Origin of the sequence: Mycobacterium sp. E787, from assembly GCF_001668725.1 — a bacterium.
Taxonomy (GTDB): Bacteria; Actinomycetota; Actinomycetes; order Mycobacteriales; family Mycobacteriaceae; genus Mycobacterium.
On the sequence record NZ_LZKL01000095.1, the window covers coordinates 167,370 to 184,968 of the forward strand.

The following is a 17,599-nucleotide window of genomic DNA, read 5'->3' on the forward strand; positions in this document are numbered from 1 at the left end:
CTATAGCAATCCCCTGTCGACGTAGAACCCCAGCCGTTCGAGGACTCGTACGACACTCTCCTCGCCGCCGGTGAACTCCCGGCGAGTTAGGTACTCGCGCCCATCGCCCAGACCGTGCGCTATCCCCACGACCGCCTTGGAGTCGTAAAACTTGCCCCTGTAGATCAGTCGGAGGTACTTGGCTGGCCCGAAGTGAAGCTCGTCGAGAAGTCTCGGACCTTCGACGGGATCGTCCAATAGAGCAATCGCGCCGAGCACATCTTCATGCCGAACATCGCCTAACGCCATTACCTCATCGTATGAAGCGCCAATGCCAGCCCCACCAGCCCTAGGGCGTCCACCAAGGCGGGATCGTGGCGATCCAACCCGCCAAGGGCGGATCGCTTCGCTTTCAATCTCGCCCTCACCGGGACAGTCGCCGACGCCGTGCCGCGCGGTCGGGTGGTGCTGCTGGTGATCTTTCATGACGGAGTGCCAGTGCTATGTCACAAAATCCTCCAAGTAGGTTTCCCGTGGCTGTACGGCCCTGACCAGCAGTTACCAGCGCTTGTCGGTGCAATGTCGTAACGTTGGGGCGTGGCTGAGCGCAGGATTATCTTCGCCTACTGCTCCGAGGGCCCATACAGGCACTTGACGCGCACCTTGGCGTCTGGAACGACATGGATACCGTGGGGCTATCGCTCCTGTCAGTTCGCCCCTGAAACTGTCCAATCGCTTCGTCATGGCGAAATAGGGGAGTTATGGGAAGTCGACAACACGCGCCACCCACAAAATGCCCGTCTTGCAGCCGTTGTTCGGCTAGATTTCTTCACGCGTACAGGTGACTACGTACCACTCACGTTAACTGTGGAGGATCTGCCGGGCCTGGCCACCGAGGCAGCTGTGCTAAAGGCAGTCGGTGCCGGGCATCTTGTTAGCGATTATGGGGGCGGCGCTGACTTTGACGTCAAACGGCAAATACGAACCTCGCCAACACTTGAGCGCAAGGCGCTTTAAACATCCCTCACCTTTATTCCGATGGTGCGATTCTTTGGGTGTCTTCGCTAAGCCCGGGATAGCACTTGTGTTTGGCGCTGGACTGCTTGCCGAGGCCGATGCTCTGGTCCGCAGAAATTGGATAGTTGATGCGTTGGAGACACGAGCCAGCATCGAAGCCCGGACCGATTTTTACAGCAAGTGGGTCGAGGATTACCCAAATGTGCGAGTGATAACTGATTTAGCGGAAACTAAGCGAAAATATCGGATCATTACGGTAACTCATGTGATTGAGTTCATCCCTGACCCCGCGCTACGTTGCAGCATCCTCCGAGATTTGCGAGCACGGCTGACAAATGATGGAAGGCTGCTGCTAAGTCTTCGGGGTTGGTCCGATGTGAACGCGGCAAAGAATAAGCGACGAAGAGGTGACGGTTTCATTACGGGCCTCGGCACGTGGACACGCGGCTATACCATCGCGGAGGCCAAATCCTTATTGGAGTCAACTGGTCTATGCGTGGACTCCACTCCACATAGTTCGCGGGCAAAGTCGCCAGAGCAAGTGAGGTTGCTATGTCGGAAGACCAACGCCAGTTAGCCACCGTTACCTACCAAGATGCAGGTCGGGAAGTCAGTCAGAACTTCTCGACCATGTACTCCAACCTCACGCTTGCGTCGGGGCTGCTAACCGCATTACTGGGCGTGCTGGGTGCTGGCGAGTTGTTTAAGGGTGCCGGCGGAACGACGGGCACGCAGCCCCCTCACATGATCGAAGGGATCCCGGCATTATCACCGATCTCGGTAATGGTCCTCGTCCTCGTGTTCCCGTTGCTTTTTCGGTTCTTCGTGCGCACAATGTTGGCGTACAATAACTTACTTCGATACAACAAAATCCGCGCGGCGGCATGGAAGTTTCTTCAGGGCCAGTCGCAGTGGACCGAATTTTCCTCGACATACTGCCTTTACGAGCTAAAGTGGAAATCCCCACAAACAATACGTCAGTCAATGTGGTCAATTTTAAAATACGGGTTCATGTGGCTATTTGCAGTTTTTGTCGTAGCGATAGGATGGGGTTTTGCGACCACAACCGGTGGGTGGAAGTTTCGCCTCATAGCTGGACTCGCATTGATTCTTGGTGCCGGGTGGGAGATCGGGTCCTTGATCAAAGCAAGGACATTTTACTTTTCGTTGCCGACCCGTGAAGATCGCAAAGAGTGTGAGTCGATGCGGCCAGCCTCCTCGGACACTGCGAACAGCGAAGAGCTATCCGTAAAGCCGGCCGCTCTCCGTGGTGGCGGGAAGCATCTTGCCCTTGTTGTGCTTGTTGCTGCCCTTGATGTCGTTTTTGCCGCCGTCGGCGGGGCCATCTTCCTTGCGGCCGCCGCCGGTGTTATCGCCATGTTCCGCTGGGTGACCGCCGGGTGATGGCCGTGCAAGCCAGCGGCAGAGGCATCTAATTGCGCCGGGCAGTATTCGACCTGCTGACCGGACATTCTCCTGAGGGTATCCAACTGTCAGTTGTACGCCCGGCAAACGTGGTTTCGCTGGACCTGCGAGGCTACGATAGCCACCAGATAGCCAGCTGTTGGCGACGTTGGTCAGAAATGTGCTTTGAACTGCGTATATTGGGGTGACAGGGGTGCCCCCGGCAAGGGTGCCCCCGGCAGTGTCTGATTCCACGACATAGTTGACAGATGTCTCGCGACATAGTTGACACCTCTGCTGTTGTGGGAGGTCGACCATGTCGAAGGCGCAGCTGGTCATCACCGCCGTCGTGCTCGAAGGACGCAGCAAAAGCGAGGTCGCCCGCGACTACGAGCTCTCCCGCTACTGGGTACACCAGCTGGTCACCCGCTACCACGCCGACGGGCCGGCGGCCTTCGAGCCGCGCTCGCGGCGCCCGCATCACCATCGACATGCCATCAGCGCCGAGGTCGAAGACCGCATCGTGCGGCTGCGCAAATCGCTGTCCAAACGGGGCTATGACGCCGGCGCGGCCACCATCGCCGAACACCTCACCCGCGACCCCACCCTCACCGAAGTGCCTGCCGTATCAACCATTTGGCGCATCCTGCACAAACGCGGATTCGTCACCCCCCAACCCCACAAACGGCCCCGCTCGGCCTGGAAACGCTTCGCCGCCGACCAACCCAACGAGCTGTGGCAAGCCGACGTCACCCACTGGCACCTCGCCGATGACACCGACGCCGAAATCCTCAACCTCCTCGACGACCATTCCCGTCTGGCCCTGGCCAGCATCGCCGCCCCCACCATGACCGGCCCGGACGTGGTCGACACCTTCCTGGCCGCCTTCACCAAGTGGGGCACCCCCGCCGCGGTACTGACCGACAACGGCGCCATCTTCACCGCCACACCCCGACGCGGCGGGCGCACCGCCCTGCAAATCACCCTCGGCGAGCTGGGCATCACCTACATCAACTCCCGCCCCTATCACCCCCAGACCTGCGGCAAAATCGAGCGGTTCCACCAAACCCTCAAAAAACGCCTCGCCGCCCAACCACCGGCCCGATCGATCACCGAACTGCAAACCCAGCTCAACGAATTCAGCGCCTACTACAACACCATCCGCCCACACCGGGCGGTCCACCGGCGCACACCCCACCAGGCCTTTGACGCTCGACCCAAAGCCTTCCCCACCGGCTACCTCATCCCACCGCACTACCGGATCCGCCACGACCGGATCGACGCCGCCGGCGTCATCACCCTGCGCTACAACAGCCGCCTGCACCACATCGGCGTGTCCAAACACCTGCGCGGCACCCACGTCACCGTGCTGATCAACGACCTCGACATCCGCGTGCTGCACCGCCACACCGGCCGGCTCATCCGCAAACTCACACTTGATCCCACCCGCGACTACCAACCACGCGGCGTCAAATGCGGAAACAGCCCCGAAAACAGGCCAGAGGTGTAAACCATGTCTCGGGACACCTGTCAACGATGTCCCGAGACATGACAGGGTGCCCCCGGCAGGATTCGAACCTGCGACACCGGCTTTAGGAGAGCCGTGCTCTATCCCCTGAGCTACGAGGGCGAGGGACGCCTTTGAGTACCTGACTAAACCTAGCTGGTCGAGGCCTTGGGCGCGGGTCGTGGTGCGGTTGCGGGCTCGAGGTCCGGTCGTGGTGATCTGCGGGTATGAGTGTAGCGGGCGCGGCGATAACCGCGTGACGCGCGGCCTCCGGGGCCGGCTACGGCGAGCCTCGTCGTCATGGGCCTGCCGGTCGAACGACGTCCCCACCGGCATCCGCTCCGGTGCGGACGCGCGTCATGGTGCGGCCCCGGAAGAATCCCGGCGCTATCGCCCACCAGACCACCATCAGAATCAATCCGAGCACCAGTGCGCCGATGCCGATCGCCGCGACGGCGCCGAACCCGAGGATGGTGATGTTGTTGCCGTCGTCGTCGGTCAGCCACCCGGGCTTGGCATACTGGATTAGCCCGTAGATCAGCACAATCAGCAGGCCCATGCCACCCAGCAACGGAACGACGCCGCGCATCACAAAGTCCCGCACCGATCCGGTAAGGGTGTTGCGGTAGTACCAGGCGCACGCAAACCCGGTAAGCCCGTAATAGAACGCGATCATCAACCCAACCGATCCGACCAGCGCGGCAAGCAGGTTCTCGCTGATGAGCGTGAAGAGGATGTAGCAAAGGATGGACACCACGCCGACCGCGATTGTGGACGTGGTCGGCGTGAGGTAGCGAGAGTGAGTCTTCGCGAAGGAGTCAGGTAGCGCTTTGTACAGCCCCATCGACAAGGTGGTGCGCGCGGTCTGCAAGATCGTCGTCTGTGTCGACGCGAGGGCGGACGTGAGGATCGACGCCGCCAGCAACAGCGGTGCAGTCGTCCCGAGGACGCCTTTGCCGAACAATTCGGAACCGATGGATGCGAAGATGTCTTTCGAGTTGTGCGGGTTGCCCAGCCCGATACCCCGCGTCCCGACACCGGCGAACGCGACGGCCGACACGGTCACCAGGGCGTAGGTCGCCAGCAGCAGGAAAGTCGAGATGATGGCGGCCCGGCCCGGCGTGCGGCTGGGGTCGTCGGACTCCTCGTTGCATGCCACAGCGGTGTCGAAGCCCCAATACATGAAGATCGCCATGAGAACCGCTGGGGCGATGGTCTTCTCGACATCAAGACCGCCCGGCCAGAACCAGGACAGCGACGGATGCAGCGAAAAGGCCTGGGCGTTATGGGTATACGACTTGACCAGCGCAACCACCGAAAAGACACTCAGCACCACGATTTGAGTGGATAGCAGAGCGTACAGCAGCCCGGCCGAGACCTCGATGCCGCGATAGCAAACATAGGTCATCACGACAGTCCAGAAGACGCCTATCACCGTCGACCAGAACTTGTTGTTGGCCAGATCCGCGACCGAATGCCAGCCGAGGTTGCTGGCGAACCTGAACGAGTACGACGCGGAGACCTCGGCCAGGTTCGCCATCGCAATTACTTGCGCGGCTATGATCCCCCAACCGCCGAGCCATCCGGCGATGGGTCCAAATGCCCGCGATGCCCACGTGAACGTGGTGCCACAGTCCGGTTCGGCCCTGTTCAATTCCCGGTAGGCGACGGCGACCAAGTACATCGGGATGAATGAAATGAGAACGATCGCAGGGGCTTTGACGCCGGCGAGCAGCCCACCGCCGTTCGCTACGATGAGACCCGATGTCGCGGCAAGGCTGTAGGCCGGTGCCATGGACGCCAAGCCGACCACGACGCTCGAGAGAAGGCCGAGCGCGCCGCCCCTGAGGCCTTTGCTCTCGACGGTCGCGGCCTCGCTGCCCGGACCGATCGCGACCTCACCGTTGCTCATTGCGCCGGAATGTTCGCCGCGCTTAACGTGGCGCCGTGGCGATCACTGCCATCTGAGATCTTCGTCAACCTGTTGGGCTGGTTCGGCTCGCTCGCCCGCGGCGCGGGTGTCGATCGTGACCTCTTGCCAGTACGCCGGACTGTAGAGGTGAATATCCTTGCCGCTGCTGACCTTTAAGACGCCGCCCGTGAGCACTTCATAGGTGGCGCCGTCCGGATATTCGTCATCTTCGTCGTGGCCGTCAATTTGGATCCACATCTGCATGCTGAACAGTCCTCCGGATCGGGCCGATCGAATTCTTGAGGCTACCGCTGCGAGCGCGAACTGGGGGAGTCGGAGGTCCTCCGGTTCCGTGGTCAGGAGTCCCAACAATAGGGTCTTTAGCCTGCTGACCAGCAGCCGTGCTGCGCTTCATCCTGTATCTAGTCGACAACAGGTGCACGGCTTGGTTTGGCGGGATGTTTCATGCGTTCGAATGACGTTGCGGCCGAGGCCCTGCAGGAATTGGCCGATCTGATCGCCATCTCCGGAGGCGACCCCTATCGGGTACGCGCGTACGAGAAGGCGGCCCGCTCGGTCGCGGGCCACCCCATCGATCTGGACACTCTTGACCGCAAAGGTTTGATGGCGATCCCGGCGGTCGGTGCGCACACCGCCGAAAAGCTGCTCGAGCTGAGGCAGACAGGCCGCATCTCCGCCCTCGAGGAGCTACACGCGCAGTTGCCGGCCGGGCTGCGCACGCTGCTGGGAATCCCCGGGCTGGGGCCCAAGCGGGCTCATCAGGTGTATGTAGAGCTGGGCATTTCGTCGATGCCCGAGCTACTCAACGCGTTGCACGATGAGCAGCTGCGCAACCTGAAGGGCTGGGGCGAGACCAGCGAACGCAACCTGGCGCGCGCGATCCGCCAGATGCAGGAGGTCGGCGGGCGCATGCCGCTGGCGATCGCTCTGGACATCGCCGAGGATCTGGTCGCGCGCCTTGCCGCGCTGCCCCACGTCAGCCGGGTCGACTACGCGGGATCCTTGCGGCGGATGCGCGACACGGTCGGCGACATCGACCTGTTGGTGGCCGCCGACGAGGACCCGGCATCGGTCATGGACGACTTCTGCGCGATGCCGTTGGTCGATCGCGTGCTGGCCCACGGTCCGACGAAGTCTTCGGTGGTGACTACGAAGGGCATCCAGGTGGACCTGCGGGTGGTGCCTGAGAAGGTCTGGGGCGCGGCGCTGCAATATTTCACCGGGTCGAAAGCCCACAACATCCGCATCCGAGAATTGGCTGTCCGGGCCGGGCTCAAATTGTCCGAGTACGGGCTGTTTCGGGCCGACACCAACAAGCTCTTGGCGTCGAAGGACGAAGCCGACATCTACGGCAAGCTCGGGCTGCCCTGGATCCCTCCGGTTTTGCGCGAAGATCGCGGCGAAGTCGAAACCGCGCTGGCGGGCCATCTTCCCGACCTGGTGGAGGTGGACGACATCGTCGGCGACCTGCACGTGCACACCAATCTCACCGACGGCATCGCCAGCCTGGACGACATGGTCGGGGCCGCCTCCCGGCGCGGTTATCGCTACTGCGCCATCACCGACCACGCCACCCAGCTGGCGATGCAACGGATGACGCCCGAAAAGGCGCTCCAACAACGCGGTAAGCTGCCCGAGCTGTCCCGTCGACATGGCATCGAGTTGTTGCACGGCTCGGAACTCAACATAGCCGCCGACGGTTCGGTGGACTGGGACGACGACTTCTTGGCCGGCTTCGACGTCCTGGTTGCCTCGGTGCACTCCGATTTCGACCAGAGCCCCGAGGAGATGACCCGGCGCCTGGTCGCCGCGATCGAACACCCTTACGTCAACATCATCGGCCATCCGACCACCCGCGTTGTGGCCCGGCGTCCGCCGATCGACTTCGATGTCGATGCGGTGTTCGCGGCGGCCGCACGCACCCATACCGCCCTGGAAATCAACGCTTTTCCCGACCGGCTGGATCTCAACGACGAACTCGTGCGTCGTGCCCGCGAGTATGGCGTTGTCTTCGCGATCGATACCGACGCCCACGCGGTCCCGCACCTGGACTACATCCGTTACGGTGTCGCCGTGGCCCAGCGCGGCTGGGTATCGCCCGGCGAGGTGATCAACACCTGGCCACTCGACCGGCTCCGCGCGTTCCTGGCAAAGGGACGCCGCCTGTCCACCGCACACCGCCGCGCCGCTTCCCGGCGTCATTGAGCAGGCGGGAAAGCTCGGCGGCGACGAACGACCACCGGGGATGGGACTTCGGTCCCTACCGGTCGGCCGCACGCCGTCGAAAAATCACCTGCATGGCCACGAAGTTGTGACCACGGCACATTTAACCGTAGCCACTGCTCAGTACTGGTCAGCTCCGCAACCACCGCAGAAGGGATCGTACGGTGAAGCCGCAGGTAGACACCGATCACCGCAGGGATCCTCGCCGCAGCGGCCAGCGCAGTCTTAGCGCCGCCGAAGGCGTGCTGGTTGCCCTGCGCCACTGCAGCCTCGACGAGGCGTTCGCCGACATTGTGCAGACGGCCAAACGGCACAGCGTGGCCCCCCTGGAGTTGGCCGATGCGCTCGTGGCGATCGCCGAGAATTATCCGACCTCCGACTTGGATGCCGCGCTCATCGAGGTCGTTGACCTAGCTTGGGGCGCCTTGTTGGCGAGCAGAATGAGTAACGACTGTGACTGCGACCGGGCGCAACAGCCGCCGGTGAAGGCAACGCATCCGACGCTCAAGCCGAACTGATGGGATCTGTGCCGTGACCGAGCCGACTTCGCAAGCCGCCGACGCTGACATCGCTGAGCAAGCTCGTCCAGTCGACGATGACATCGAGAAGCTGTCGGTTTCGGTCCACGGAGGGGAGGCGGCGTCGGCCGATAGCGCCTTCTGGCCGATCATGCAGTTCAATTCGCTTGCACCACAACGTTCTTTCATTGACGACATGGCGTCGCTGGGCGGGCCCTACCGACCAAATTGGTGACGATCCAATGCCTGGTCGCAGCACACACTCGGGTGTCATAGTCGGAGTCGACGGATCCCCGTCGTCGACGACCGCCGCAAAGTGGGCCGCACACCAAGCAACCATGCACGGGGTCGGACTGACCGTCGTCCATGTCACAAGCCCACTCGTCATCCGGCCCGGCGTCCCCCTTCCGGCTGCCCTCTCCCGGGAGCACAAGGAACGGGCTCGCAGGGTCATCGCCGATGCGATTCGAGCCGCCGAAGACGGTGCGCCGGAGAACAATCGACCTGAGATCGACAGCAAACTGGTGTGCGCGGCACCCGTCCCCACCCTGATCGAACTGTCTGAAGAGGCGTACATGGTGGTGGTCGGGTGCCGCGGACAAGACGCGCCGGAGCGGATCTTGCTCGGCTCGGTCAGCACCGGATTGATCCAACATGCCCACTGCCCGGTCGCCGTGATCCACGCGGAGGCCCCCATCCCGCTGGGGTCCTCGCAGTTACCGGTGTTGGTCGGAGTCGACGGGTCCAGGGCGTCGGACCTGGCCACCGCAATTGCCTTCGACGAGGCCTCTTTTCGCGGTGTGGACCTCGTGGCCGTCCACGCCTGGACGGACTCGGACACCTCGGGTGTGCTGAGCAAGGAATGGTCGGCCCTGCAATCGAGGGCAGCGGAAATCCTGTCAGAACGCCTGGCCGGATGGCAGGAACGCTATCCCGACGTCACCGTTCACCGCCGGCTGGTGCTCGACCGCCCGGCCCGCCATCTCCTCGAGGAATCCGAGTCTGCCCAACTTGTCGTGGTCGGCAGTCATGGCCGGGGCGGATTCGCCGGAATGTCGCTCGGATCGGTGAGCAATGCCGTGGCACACGCTGCCCGTATCCCGGTGATCGTCGCCCGCGGGGACTAATGCGTTGCCTGGCGGACCAACAGGTTAGCTATTCCTCGTCTTCGAGGAAGGGAACCTCGTCGTCGATGATGTGCACCGCGGCCTCCTCCGCAGATGCTGCGCCCCCGCTGATCCCGACGTCCTCAGCGACCAACTCCGCCTCGGAGTCTTCGCCAAATCCCAGGTCCGGGGCCACAAGTCGGCCTGCTCGCGCGCGGCCCACTTCACCGCGCTCGGGAAACTCGGTTTCGCGCTCGGATTCGTCGGAGCACTGCTGCTCGGTCTCATCGAGCAAGACGTCGATTCGCGATGCCGGATCCGGCTCTTCCTCGGCGAGCAGCTGGTCCATGGTTTCGGACGGGCCGAAGGCGCCGCGTCCATACGGTCGCTCGGGCGGCGAATAGCCCTCGTCGAGGATGTCGTCCATGCCGCGGTCGATCAAGGTGTCCTCGGGCTGCAGCTGGTTGTCGTCCTCCCCGCTGTACTCGCCGGGCGCCGGGCCGGTGCCGTAGTGGGTGCTCATGAGTTGCTCCCCGGGTTGTGTCGGCCACTGAGCCGCTCCATCTCGTCGGCCGCTTCGCTCAGCGCGGCCGCCAGCTCGCGGGCCGACGGTGGATCCAGCGCCGCCAGGTGGCGGGTATGCACGGCGATCCACCGCCGCGTGGAGCCGTCGGCCTGCTGTCGGCCGCAGATTTGAACGCGGGCCGGCCCGCCGCGGCGCGCGGTGCCCTCGAAGTCGCGGAACCAAGTGCTGTCAAGCTGCCAGTCGAACGTCCGCACCGCTCCGTCGGGCGGCGCGACATCGCCGAATGGCATCCCAGTTGTCATGTTCTTGGCCGCCCACTGTCGCGCCATTTCGAGCAACGTCTGCGGTTCGTCGCGTTCCAGGCCCTCGAGCTGGGCGATCTGCTCGGCGGTGAGCTGGTCGGCCACGTCGCGCCAGGTTTGGGCGGTGTCGTCGTGTGCGGTCATGATGTGCAGTGTCGTGCGGTCGGGCCGCTGTTCGCGAGGGCCGAAGGTCATGTCTTGGTTTTCTTCTCCGGTGCGGTGGTTGCTGGGTGAGATCCGGTTCGTGCGATCGAGCTTCCGCCGTATGGCCGGATGCCGGCGTTTAGCCGTGGTCGGCATCGTGATGTACTGACTCTCCGATCGCGCCTTGATTACGTTGCTCTTCAACGGAGTTGACCCATCGCCGCGAAATTCGGCTAGCTGCGGGGAACATGCTCCCCGAGCCGTGGGCATTCATCGGGCAGGTGGATGAGGACCGCGTCGTCTTCGGCCACCTGCGATTGGCCGCGGCGATGCGCGATCAGGTACAGCCATCCCGGCCCGATGGGTTGCTTGCAGCGAGCGCACTCTGGATCGACGACCATTGTTCTCCCTTACCGGCCTTGCTATCTCGGTGATCGTTCTCGGCGCCTTCCCCGGTCGCCAAAGGGGCCCTTCCGGCGCATCGCTTCGGCAGGCCCGGTTGTGGAGGCGCGAGTGCGGCGTCGCGGTGACGCGCAGAGGACGGCGCTGTCCGTACCAGGCAACCGGGTTCCATTCCCATAGCACCTTTGCTCCATGGCTTTTCGTGCTCCGCGTTACGGTTGTGCGCCCACGGCCGCGCGGGTTAGGTGATCGATGAACCAGTCGCGGGCCAACACCGCGACTCGCTCGAGCGTTCCCGGCTCTTCGAAGAGGTGGGTGGCGCCGGGAACGATGGTCAGCTGGCACTCGACCCGCATCATGGCCTGGGCCTGTCGATTCAATCCCAGTACCACGTCGTCGTGACCGCCCACGATCAACAATGTCGGTGCCACAACTTTGGTCAGCGCCGCGCCTGCCAGGTCGGGCCTGCCGCCGCGGGACACCACCGCCGCGACCCCCGCGCGAGGATCGGCGGCCGCGACCAGTGCCGCACCGGCCCCGGTGCTGGCACCGAAGTAGCCGACCGGCAGGGCCGCGGTATCGGGCTGGCTGGCCAGCCATCCGGTGACGTCCACGAGCCGCCGCGCCAGCAGCTCGATGTCAAAAACGTTGGCGCGGTTGCGTTCCTCGTCCGGGGTGAGCAGGTCGAACAGCAGGGTGGCAAGGCCCGCCGCGTTCAAAACCTCGGCCACGTGGCGGTTGCGGGGGCTATGGCGACTGCTCCCACTACCGTGAGCGAATACCACCACACCGACCGGTCGTTCCGGGATCGTCAGATGTCCGGCCAGCAACGTCGGCCCGGCGCTCACCCGGACCTCCTCGTCACGAAGCGGCGGATCGGCAGGTGTGCCGGCGCCCTCGGTTTCGCGAAACCCCGCCCGCGCACGGTCAAGCAGCGCGATCACTTCGTCGTCGGAGGTCTGGGTGAAGTTGCAATAGCCCTGGCCGACGGCGAAGAAAAACGCGGGCGTCTCGAGGCAGACGACCTCGTCCGCGTATCCGTCGAATCTGGCGAAGATATCGCGCCCGCCGATGGGAACCGCCAGCATCACCCTGCTTGCGCCCTGCGCGCGCGCCACCTCGCAGGCGGCCCTGGCGGTGGCGCCGGTCGCCACTCCGTCGTCGACGATCACCGCGATCCGTCCCGCAATGGGGATGCGGTCGTGGCCACGGCGGAAGCGTTCCGAGCGACGCGCCAGCTCGGCGCGCTGCTCCGCTTCGACCCGCGCCATCTCCTCCTCGGACAGGTCGGCTTCGGCCACCACGGAGTCGTTGGTCACCCGCACCCCGTCCTCGCCGATGGCGCCGAACGCGAGTTCGGGCTGAAACGGCACGCCCAACTTGCGCACCACCAAAACATCCAGCGGCGCCCGCAGTGCCTTGGCGACCTCGAAGGCGACCGGCACCCCGCCACGCGGCAGGCCCAGCACCACAATGTCCTTGCCGCGCAAGGAGCTCAGGCGTTCGGCCAGGTGCCGGCCGGCGTCGGCGCGATCATCGAACACCCTCATGCTGCCGCGTAACGATGCGAGCCGCCGGGCCAACGGACGCCTGCCATCAGCGCTGTCGCCCAGTTTCGTCATGCCCCGAGTGTGGCGCGACGTGCCCGTCCGCCGAAGGGCCTTAAGACCACTCCCGGTCGGGACCAACGCCTCCTGACCGGCGATCGCCGACCGGTTAGGGTCGGCGCGATGGAGGCGGATGCGTCGTCGCGTCCCCCGCGAAATTCCGGTGCGGTGACGGTGCTCCTGGGCGGTGACGTCATGCTGGGGCGCGGCGTCGATCAGATCCTGCCTCATCCGGGCGACCCGGAGTTACGTGAACCGCATCTGCGTGATGCGCGCGGATACGTCCTGCTGGCCGAGCGCACGAACGGGCCGATCCCGCGCCCGGTGGATTGGCGGTGGCCCTGGGGCGAGGTGCTGGCGCTGCTCGACGACGCCGCGCCCGACGTCCGACTGATCAACCTCGAGACGACGATCACCGCCGCCGGAGAATTCGCCGAGCACAAAACGGTTTGTTACCGAATGCACCCGGATAACACACCGGCCCTGACTGTGTTGCGGCCGGACGTGTGCGCCCTGGCCAACAACCACATCCTCGACTTCGGCTATCAAGGGTTGACCGACACGCTGGCGGCGCTCACCGCGGCGGGCATACAGGGCGTGGGTGCGGGCATCGACTTGGCCACCGCACGCCGCCACGCGGTGGTCAACGCTCACGGTGAACACCGGGCGCTGATCGGCTCGGTGGCGATGAAGTCGGCCGGCGTCCCTGAATCCTGGGCCGCACGCCACGACCGGCCCGGGGTGTGGCTGGTCCGGGATCCGTCGCTGCGGGACGTCGCCGATGAGGTGGCCGCGGAGGTGCTGGCGCGCAGGCGCGACGGCGATGTCGCGATCGTCTCGGTGCATTGGGGCTCCAACTGGGGCTACGCGCTGGCACCAAGCGAAATCGCGTTCGCGCACCGGCTGATCGATGCCGGCATCGACATCGTGCACGGACATTCCTCGCACCATCCCAGGCCGATCGAGATATACCGCGGCAGTCCGATCCTGTATGGCTGCGGTGACGTCATTGACGACTACGAGGGCATCGGCGGGCACGAACCGTTCCGCGGCGACCTCAGGCTGCTGTATCTGGCCGATTTCGATCCCGTTGGTGGGGAGAAGATTTCGTTGCGGATGATCCCGCTGCGCGTGCGGCGGATGCGCCTCGAACTGGCGTCCCAGGATGAAGCCGAGTGGCTGCGCAAGACCATCGAGCACACCAGCCGCAGGTTCGGAACCCGTGTCATGGCGCGGTCCGACGACTTGCTGGAGGTCGTGACACCGCGCGGTGACACGCATCGTCGCGCGGGCTGACAGCCCGAATCAGCGCAGCTCGGCGATGACCTTCGCGAAGGCGTCCAGGTTGTTGTCCTGCACGGTGAAGCTGGTCAGCCCGTACTTATCCCGGAGCCCGGACAACGTGTCGGCCATCTCGCGCGGTGACCCGCTGAGCACCGACGGCATCGACAGCAACTGCTCATCGGAGAGGTCGGGTGCGTACTGGCGGGTCATTCTCAAGTCGGGTTCGGTCTCGCCTTCGCGCGGCATCGCCGTGATCACCATGTTCAGCTCCAGCGGCTCGAACCGGTCGCCGGCCGCGGCGCGGACGAACCCGATGCGTTCGGCCAGCGGGTCTTCGACGTCTCGGACCCGGGCGCCGGTCAGCCCGATGATGTCGGCGTGCCGAGCGGCGATGGTCAGCACCCGATCCCCGTTGCCCGCGATGAGGATCGGCGTGGTCGGGTGGTGCTCCTTCAGGTAGGTCGTCATGTGCGCGAGGTAGTCGACCCGGGCCCCGGCGCTGGGGTACGGCAGCTCGGCGGCCTCGAATTCCTCTTTGACATAGCCAGTGCCGAGCCCGATCTCGAGGCGGCCGTCGCTGAGCAGGTCCAGGGCCTGAAGGTCGCGGCTGAGCAAGGCCGGCTTGTAGAACGCGGCGTTGAGCACGTACATGCTGAGTTTGATCCTGCTTGTCACCATCGCGACCGCGGTCAGCGTCGGCGACGGTGCGGCCGCGCCGAGATGGTCTGGCACGCAAAGGATGTCGTATCCGAGATCTTCCGCTCGCTTCACCTTGTCGACCAGTGCGGCGCGCGACTTGTAGAAGCGCATGCTCAACCCGAATCGAAAATCCTTGTCCACCAACAACCTCCGTTCGACGGATCCAACTACTTACCAGGACCGGGCCGCGGCCGCCAGCCCGCGCACCAGGGCGGTGGTGACCGGCGACAAGCCGTCGTCGCCGGGCAGCGGGCTGCGCGGACTGAGCCCCCTGACCCGGGCCGACAGCTCCAGCTGCGTCCCGCCGTCGCGTACCCGGTTGACCGGGTTGCGGGGATGCAGGCCCCGCAGTTCCGGCGGGATGTCGTCGATGTCGGTGACGACCTGATACCCGGTCAGCCGGACGTGGCGGGCCAGGTGGGCCGCCAGCGCGCGGTTGCGTCCCCCGGCGAGCAGCTGGGTGCCGCGCCCGATGCGCCCGTAGCCGTGCAGCGAGACAGCGACGTCGACGTGGTCGAGAAACTCGGCAAGCCGCGGCGACTCGGCGGGGTCATAGAGCGCCGACGGGAGGTGGTGCGGGTAGCGGTCGGGGTGGCGCAGCACGTACACCGACGCCCCGGCCGCCTCGGCGGCCCGTTCGGCGATCACGTCGGTCATCTCTTCGAGACCGCCACCGTGGATGGCGAGAAAACCGAAACGCGATCGCAGCCGGCTTTCCTCGATCACTCCCGGATCGCGCAACACTTCGGAAAGCGACTGCGGGGATGCGGTTTTCGCGGTCAGCGGACGGGGCCAGCGGGCGGGATCCCACCGGCGCAGAAAGTCGACCCAGCGTTGCGGCAGCCCGTGATGCACGGCGCCGTCGATGATCCGGGGCAGGTATCCCGGTCGGGGCGGGCCCGGATCCACGCGGTGGTCGATGTAGACCCATGCCGGCGACGGGCCCTGACCCGTATGGACGGTCAGCCGGTCGCGCCGGTAGCGCACCGGCACGCCCTCGGCGCCGTCGAGCGTCGCCAGATCGTCGTCGGAGATTTGCCAGAGCACCCCGTGCACCTGGGCGCCGGCGAATGGCTCGACGGTTGCCACGCCGCGCTGGTTGATCAGCCAGTCGTGGTCCGCCAGCACCGCCGGCCGGGGATCCGCCGCCCCGGGGCAGCGCATCGCCATCTGCGTGACACACAGATTCGACCCGTATGCGAAATAGGGGTGCCGGCGGGCCGGCATCTAGTCCGGCACCGTCTCGGCGCTGAGGTCGTGACGCAAGCTAACTCCCACGGGCCCTTCCACCGACGATGACGCTCCTCATCCTGCCGCACGGGGGGAGCCGCGCGCTACGTGCCGGTCACCGGATGATCGGGGCGGGCGCACTCGATACCGGGGGCGGCGGTGGGTTTGGCCGGGGCGGAGGGTAGGGGACCCGGCTCGGTATCGGCGTCCCGGAAGGCAGCGGCGGTTTCGGTGGTGGGGGCGGCGGATGCCCAGGCGGTGACGGTTGCACTCCCGAGGGCGGTGACGGATGCACTCCCGACGGCGGGGACGGCACCACCACCGGCGGCGGGAGTAGCACGGGCGGAGGCAGCACGACGACGGGTGGTGGCGGCACGACGACGGGTGGTGCCGGCGCCAGGGGCGGCGGGGGGGCCGGCGGCGGCGCGAGCGGAGGCGGCGCCGGCGCGATCGGCGCGGGGACGCCGGCTGCCGGCGGCACGACGGGTGCGGGCGAATTAACGGGCGGCGCAGGGAGATTCGCTGGGGGAGCCGGTGCGATGTGGTTGGCGGCCGGCGGTGACGCCGGCTTCATGGGCGCGGGTGCGGTGCGGCTCAGCTCGGTCGGCGTGATGGCCGTCTTGTGGTGGTACAGAAAGATGTACATCAACCCCAGCGACGCGAAGAAGGCGGCGGCGAACAGCGCGATCCACGGGACGACCCGCCGAACTCGGCCTTGTTGCGCGGTCTCGAGGTAGTCCCCGTCGTCCCGGTCCGGGACGACGGACCCCGAGGCCACCGTCGGGGGGAAGGCGCTGTCGTCGGACCCGGCGCGGTCGCCTCGGGTGCCGTCCGCGCCGAGGTCGAAGTCGGCGGAGGTCAGTTGAACCCGGCCCAGGGTCTGATCCCGCAGCCAGGCCGGCGCGGGGATGATCACCGGCGCCGCACCCAGCAGCGCGACCGGGTTGACCAGGCGGCGCCGTTCCTCGTCGCACACGGAGCACGATTCGATGTGGCGGGTGATGCGCTTGCGCATCAGCACGCTGAAGCGTCCGTCCCAGCCCGCCAGGATGGCGCCCAGCTCGGCGCACTTGTCCGCGGTGTGTTGGGCCCGACGGGCGACCAGCAACGCGCCCAGCGAAGTCTCTATGGTGCTGCGCAGCCGCGACACCATCTTGTTGGCGGTGCCGGGGCTGACCTCCAACGCGTTGGCGAGCTCGGGTCCGTCCAGGCCGTGGCGATAGGCCAGCTCGAGCACCATGCGGTCGCGGTCGCCGAGGCCGCCGGCGGCCTCGGCGATGAGGTTGGCCAGCTCGTTGCGCGCGGCCAGCGTGTCCGGACCCGCGTCGTGCGACGCCGCCTCGGGGAGTTCGTCCGAAACCTGCTCGCGACGGCGGTTTTTGATGCAGCGCAGCGCCTCATTGCGGGCAATGGCATACAACCACGGGCGCAGCCTGTCGGGCTCCCGCAGGCGCGGCAGCTGGGTGGCAGCGGCGCAAAAGACGTCCTGCACGCAGTCGGCGGCGGCGTCACGGTCGCGCACCATGCCGATGCAGAAGTCGTGCAGGCGGTCGGCGTAACGGTCGTAGATCATGGCAAACGCGCGTCGGTCGCCCGCCGCGGCCGCGCGGGCCAACTCGCCGTCGCTGACGATGTCCCAGTTGGATAGTGCGCTCGTCACGTCGCTTTCCCGGCCGATGAGGCGTCGGTGCGCTTCCCAAAACCGGCGCTGCGAATAA

The 17,599-nt window shown here is 65.5% G+C and carries 16 protein-coding genes, 1 tRNA gene and 1 pseudogene; 7 read left to right on the forward strand and 11 right to left on the reverse strand.

The window, feature by feature from the left end; translation table 11 throughout:
- Nucleotides 1-288, reverse strand: coding sequence for a hypothetical protein (locus A5705_RS19480; RefSeq protein ID WP_082956567.1), 288 nt, complete (start codon nt 286-288; stop codon nt 1-3).
- A 1,260-nt stretch (nt 289-1,548) separates the two neighbouring features.
- Between A5705_RS19480 and A5705_RS19485 the strand changes: the two genes are divergently transcribed.
- On the forward strand, nt 1,549-2,400 hold the full coding sequence (locus tag A5705_RS19485; protein WP_068279361.1) for a hypothetical protein: 852 nt from the start codon (nt 1,549-1,551) through the stop codon (nt 2,398-2,400).
- Between the two features lie 316 nt (nt 2,401-2,716).
- Nucleotides 2,717-3,910 carry an IS481 family transposase gene (locus tag A5705_RS19490; RefSeq protein ID WP_068279364.1) on the forward strand — a complete coding sequence of 398 codons (1,194 nt, stop codon included), beginning with the start codon at nt 2,717-2,719 and terminating at the stop codon, nt 3,908-3,910.
- Between the two features lie 47 nt (nt 3,911-3,957).
- Here A5705_RS19490 and A5705_RS19495 read toward each other — a convergent pair.
- The 3 genes and pseudogenes from A5705_RS19495 to A5705_RS19505 form a co-directional block, all read right to left on the reverse strand.
- Nucleotides 3,958-4,030, reverse strand: a tRNA-Arg gene (locus tag A5705_RS19495).
- Between the two features lie 229 nt (nt 4,031-4,259).
- Nucleotides 4,260-5,819, reverse strand: a pseudogene (locus A5705_RS19500) (APC family permease); the annotation flags it as partial.
- A gap of 42 nt (nt 5,820-5,861) precedes the next feature.
- A complete protein-coding gene (locus tag A5705_RS19505) occupies nt 5,862-6,083 on the reverse strand; it encodes a hypothetical protein (protein WP_067874813.1) in 222 nt (73 codons plus the stop codon).
- Nucleotides 6,084-6,284: 201 nt separating this feature from the next.
- Between A5705_RS19505 and polX the strand changes: the two genes are divergently transcribed.
- The 4 genes from polX (at nt 6,285) to A5705_RS19525 (ending at nt 9,708) form a co-directional block, all read left to right on the forward strand.
- A complete protein-coding gene (gene polX, locus A5705_RS19510; RefSeq protein WP_068279370.1) occupies nt 6,285-8,045 on the forward strand; it encodes a DNA polymerase/3'-5' exonuclease PolX in 1,761 nt (586 codons plus the stop codon).
- A gap of 182 nt (nt 8,046-8,227) precedes the next feature.
- Nucleotides 8,228-8,581, forward strand: a complete 354-nt coding sequence (locus A5705_RS19515) for an ANTAR domain-containing protein (protein WP_068279373.1) — start codon at nt 8,228-8,230, stop codon at nt 8,579-8,581.
- A 13-nt stretch (nt 8,582-8,594) separates the two neighbouring features.
- Nucleotides 8,595-8,816, forward strand: coding sequence for a hypothetical protein (locus A5705_RS19520; RefSeq protein ID WP_068279376.1), 222 nt, complete (start codon nt 8,595-8,597; stop codon nt 8,814-8,816).
- Nucleotides 8,817-8,823: 7 nt separating this feature from the next.
- Nucleotides 8,824-9,708: a universal stress protein gene (locus A5705_RS19525; RefSeq protein WP_068279379.1), complete on the forward strand. Its 885-nt coding sequence runs from the start codon at nt 8,824-8,826 to the stop codon at nt 9,706-9,708.
- A gap of 28 nt (nt 9,709-9,736) precedes the next feature.
- On the opposite strand, the gene A5705_RS19530 is transcribed toward A5705_RS19525, so the two are convergent.
- The 4 genes from A5705_RS19530 to A5705_RS19540 form a co-directional block, all read right to left on the reverse strand.
- Nucleotides 9,737-10,210: a DUF5709 domain-containing protein gene (locus A5705_RS19530; protein WP_067874802.1), complete on the reverse strand. Its 474-nt coding sequence runs from the start codon at nt 10,208-10,210 to the stop codon at nt 9,737-9,739.
- A complete protein-coding gene (locus tag A5705_RS19535; RefSeq protein WP_156738271.1) occupies nt 10,207-10,659 on the reverse strand; it encodes a hypothetical protein in 453 nt (150 codons plus the stop codon). The genes A5705_RS19530 and A5705_RS19535 overlap by 4 nt, the downstream gene beginning before the upstream one ends.
- Before the next feature lie 233 nt (nt 10,660-10,892).
- A complete protein-coding gene (locus A5705_RS28220; RefSeq protein ID WP_197516899.1) occupies nt 10,893-11,060 on the reverse strand; it encodes a hypothetical protein in 168 nt (55 codons plus the stop codon).
- A 213-nt stretch (nt 11,061-11,273) separates the two neighbouring features.
- Nucleotides 11,274-12,611 (reverse strand): phosphoribosyltransferase family protein, encoded by a 1,338-nt coding sequence (locus A5705_RS19540; RefSeq protein WP_067874796.1) that lies wholly within the window; start codon nt 12,609-12,611, stop codon nt 11,274-11,276.
- A 180-nt stretch (nt 12,612-12,791) separates the two neighbouring features.
- On the opposite strand from A5705_RS19540, the gene A5705_RS19545 reads away from it, so the two are divergent.
- Nucleotides 12,792-13,964: a CapA family protein gene (locus tag A5705_RS19545; RefSeq protein ID WP_068279382.1), complete on the forward strand. Its 1,173-nt coding sequence runs from the start codon at nt 12,792-12,794 to the stop codon at nt 13,962-13,964.
- 9 nt (nt 13,965-13,973) lie between these two features.
- Here the strand turns inward: A5705_RS19545 and A5705_RS19550 are convergent, their stop codons facing one another.
- From A5705_RS19550 to A5705_RS29040, 3 genes are all read right to left on the reverse strand, one after another.
- Complete coding sequence (locus A5705_RS19550; protein WP_082956568.1) at nt 13,974-14,798, reverse strand: LLM class F420-dependent oxidoreductase; 825 nt, start codon at nt 14,796-14,798, stop codon at nt 13,974-13,976.
- A gap of 24 nt (nt 14,799-14,822) precedes the next feature.
- Nucleotides 14,823-15,878, reverse strand: a complete 1,056-nt coding sequence (locus A5705_RS19555; RefSeq protein ID WP_068279388.1) for a poly-gamma-glutamate hydrolase family protein — start codon at nt 15,876-15,878, stop codon at nt 14,823-14,825.
- A gap of 118 nt (nt 15,879-15,996) precedes the next feature.
- Nucleotides 15,997-17,541: an RNA polymerase sigma factor gene (locus A5705_RS29040; protein ID WP_068279391.1), complete on the reverse strand. Its 1,545-nt coding sequence runs from the start codon at nt 17,539-17,541 to the stop codon at nt 15,997-15,999.
- Nucleotides 17,542-17,599: the final 58 nt, after the last annotated feature.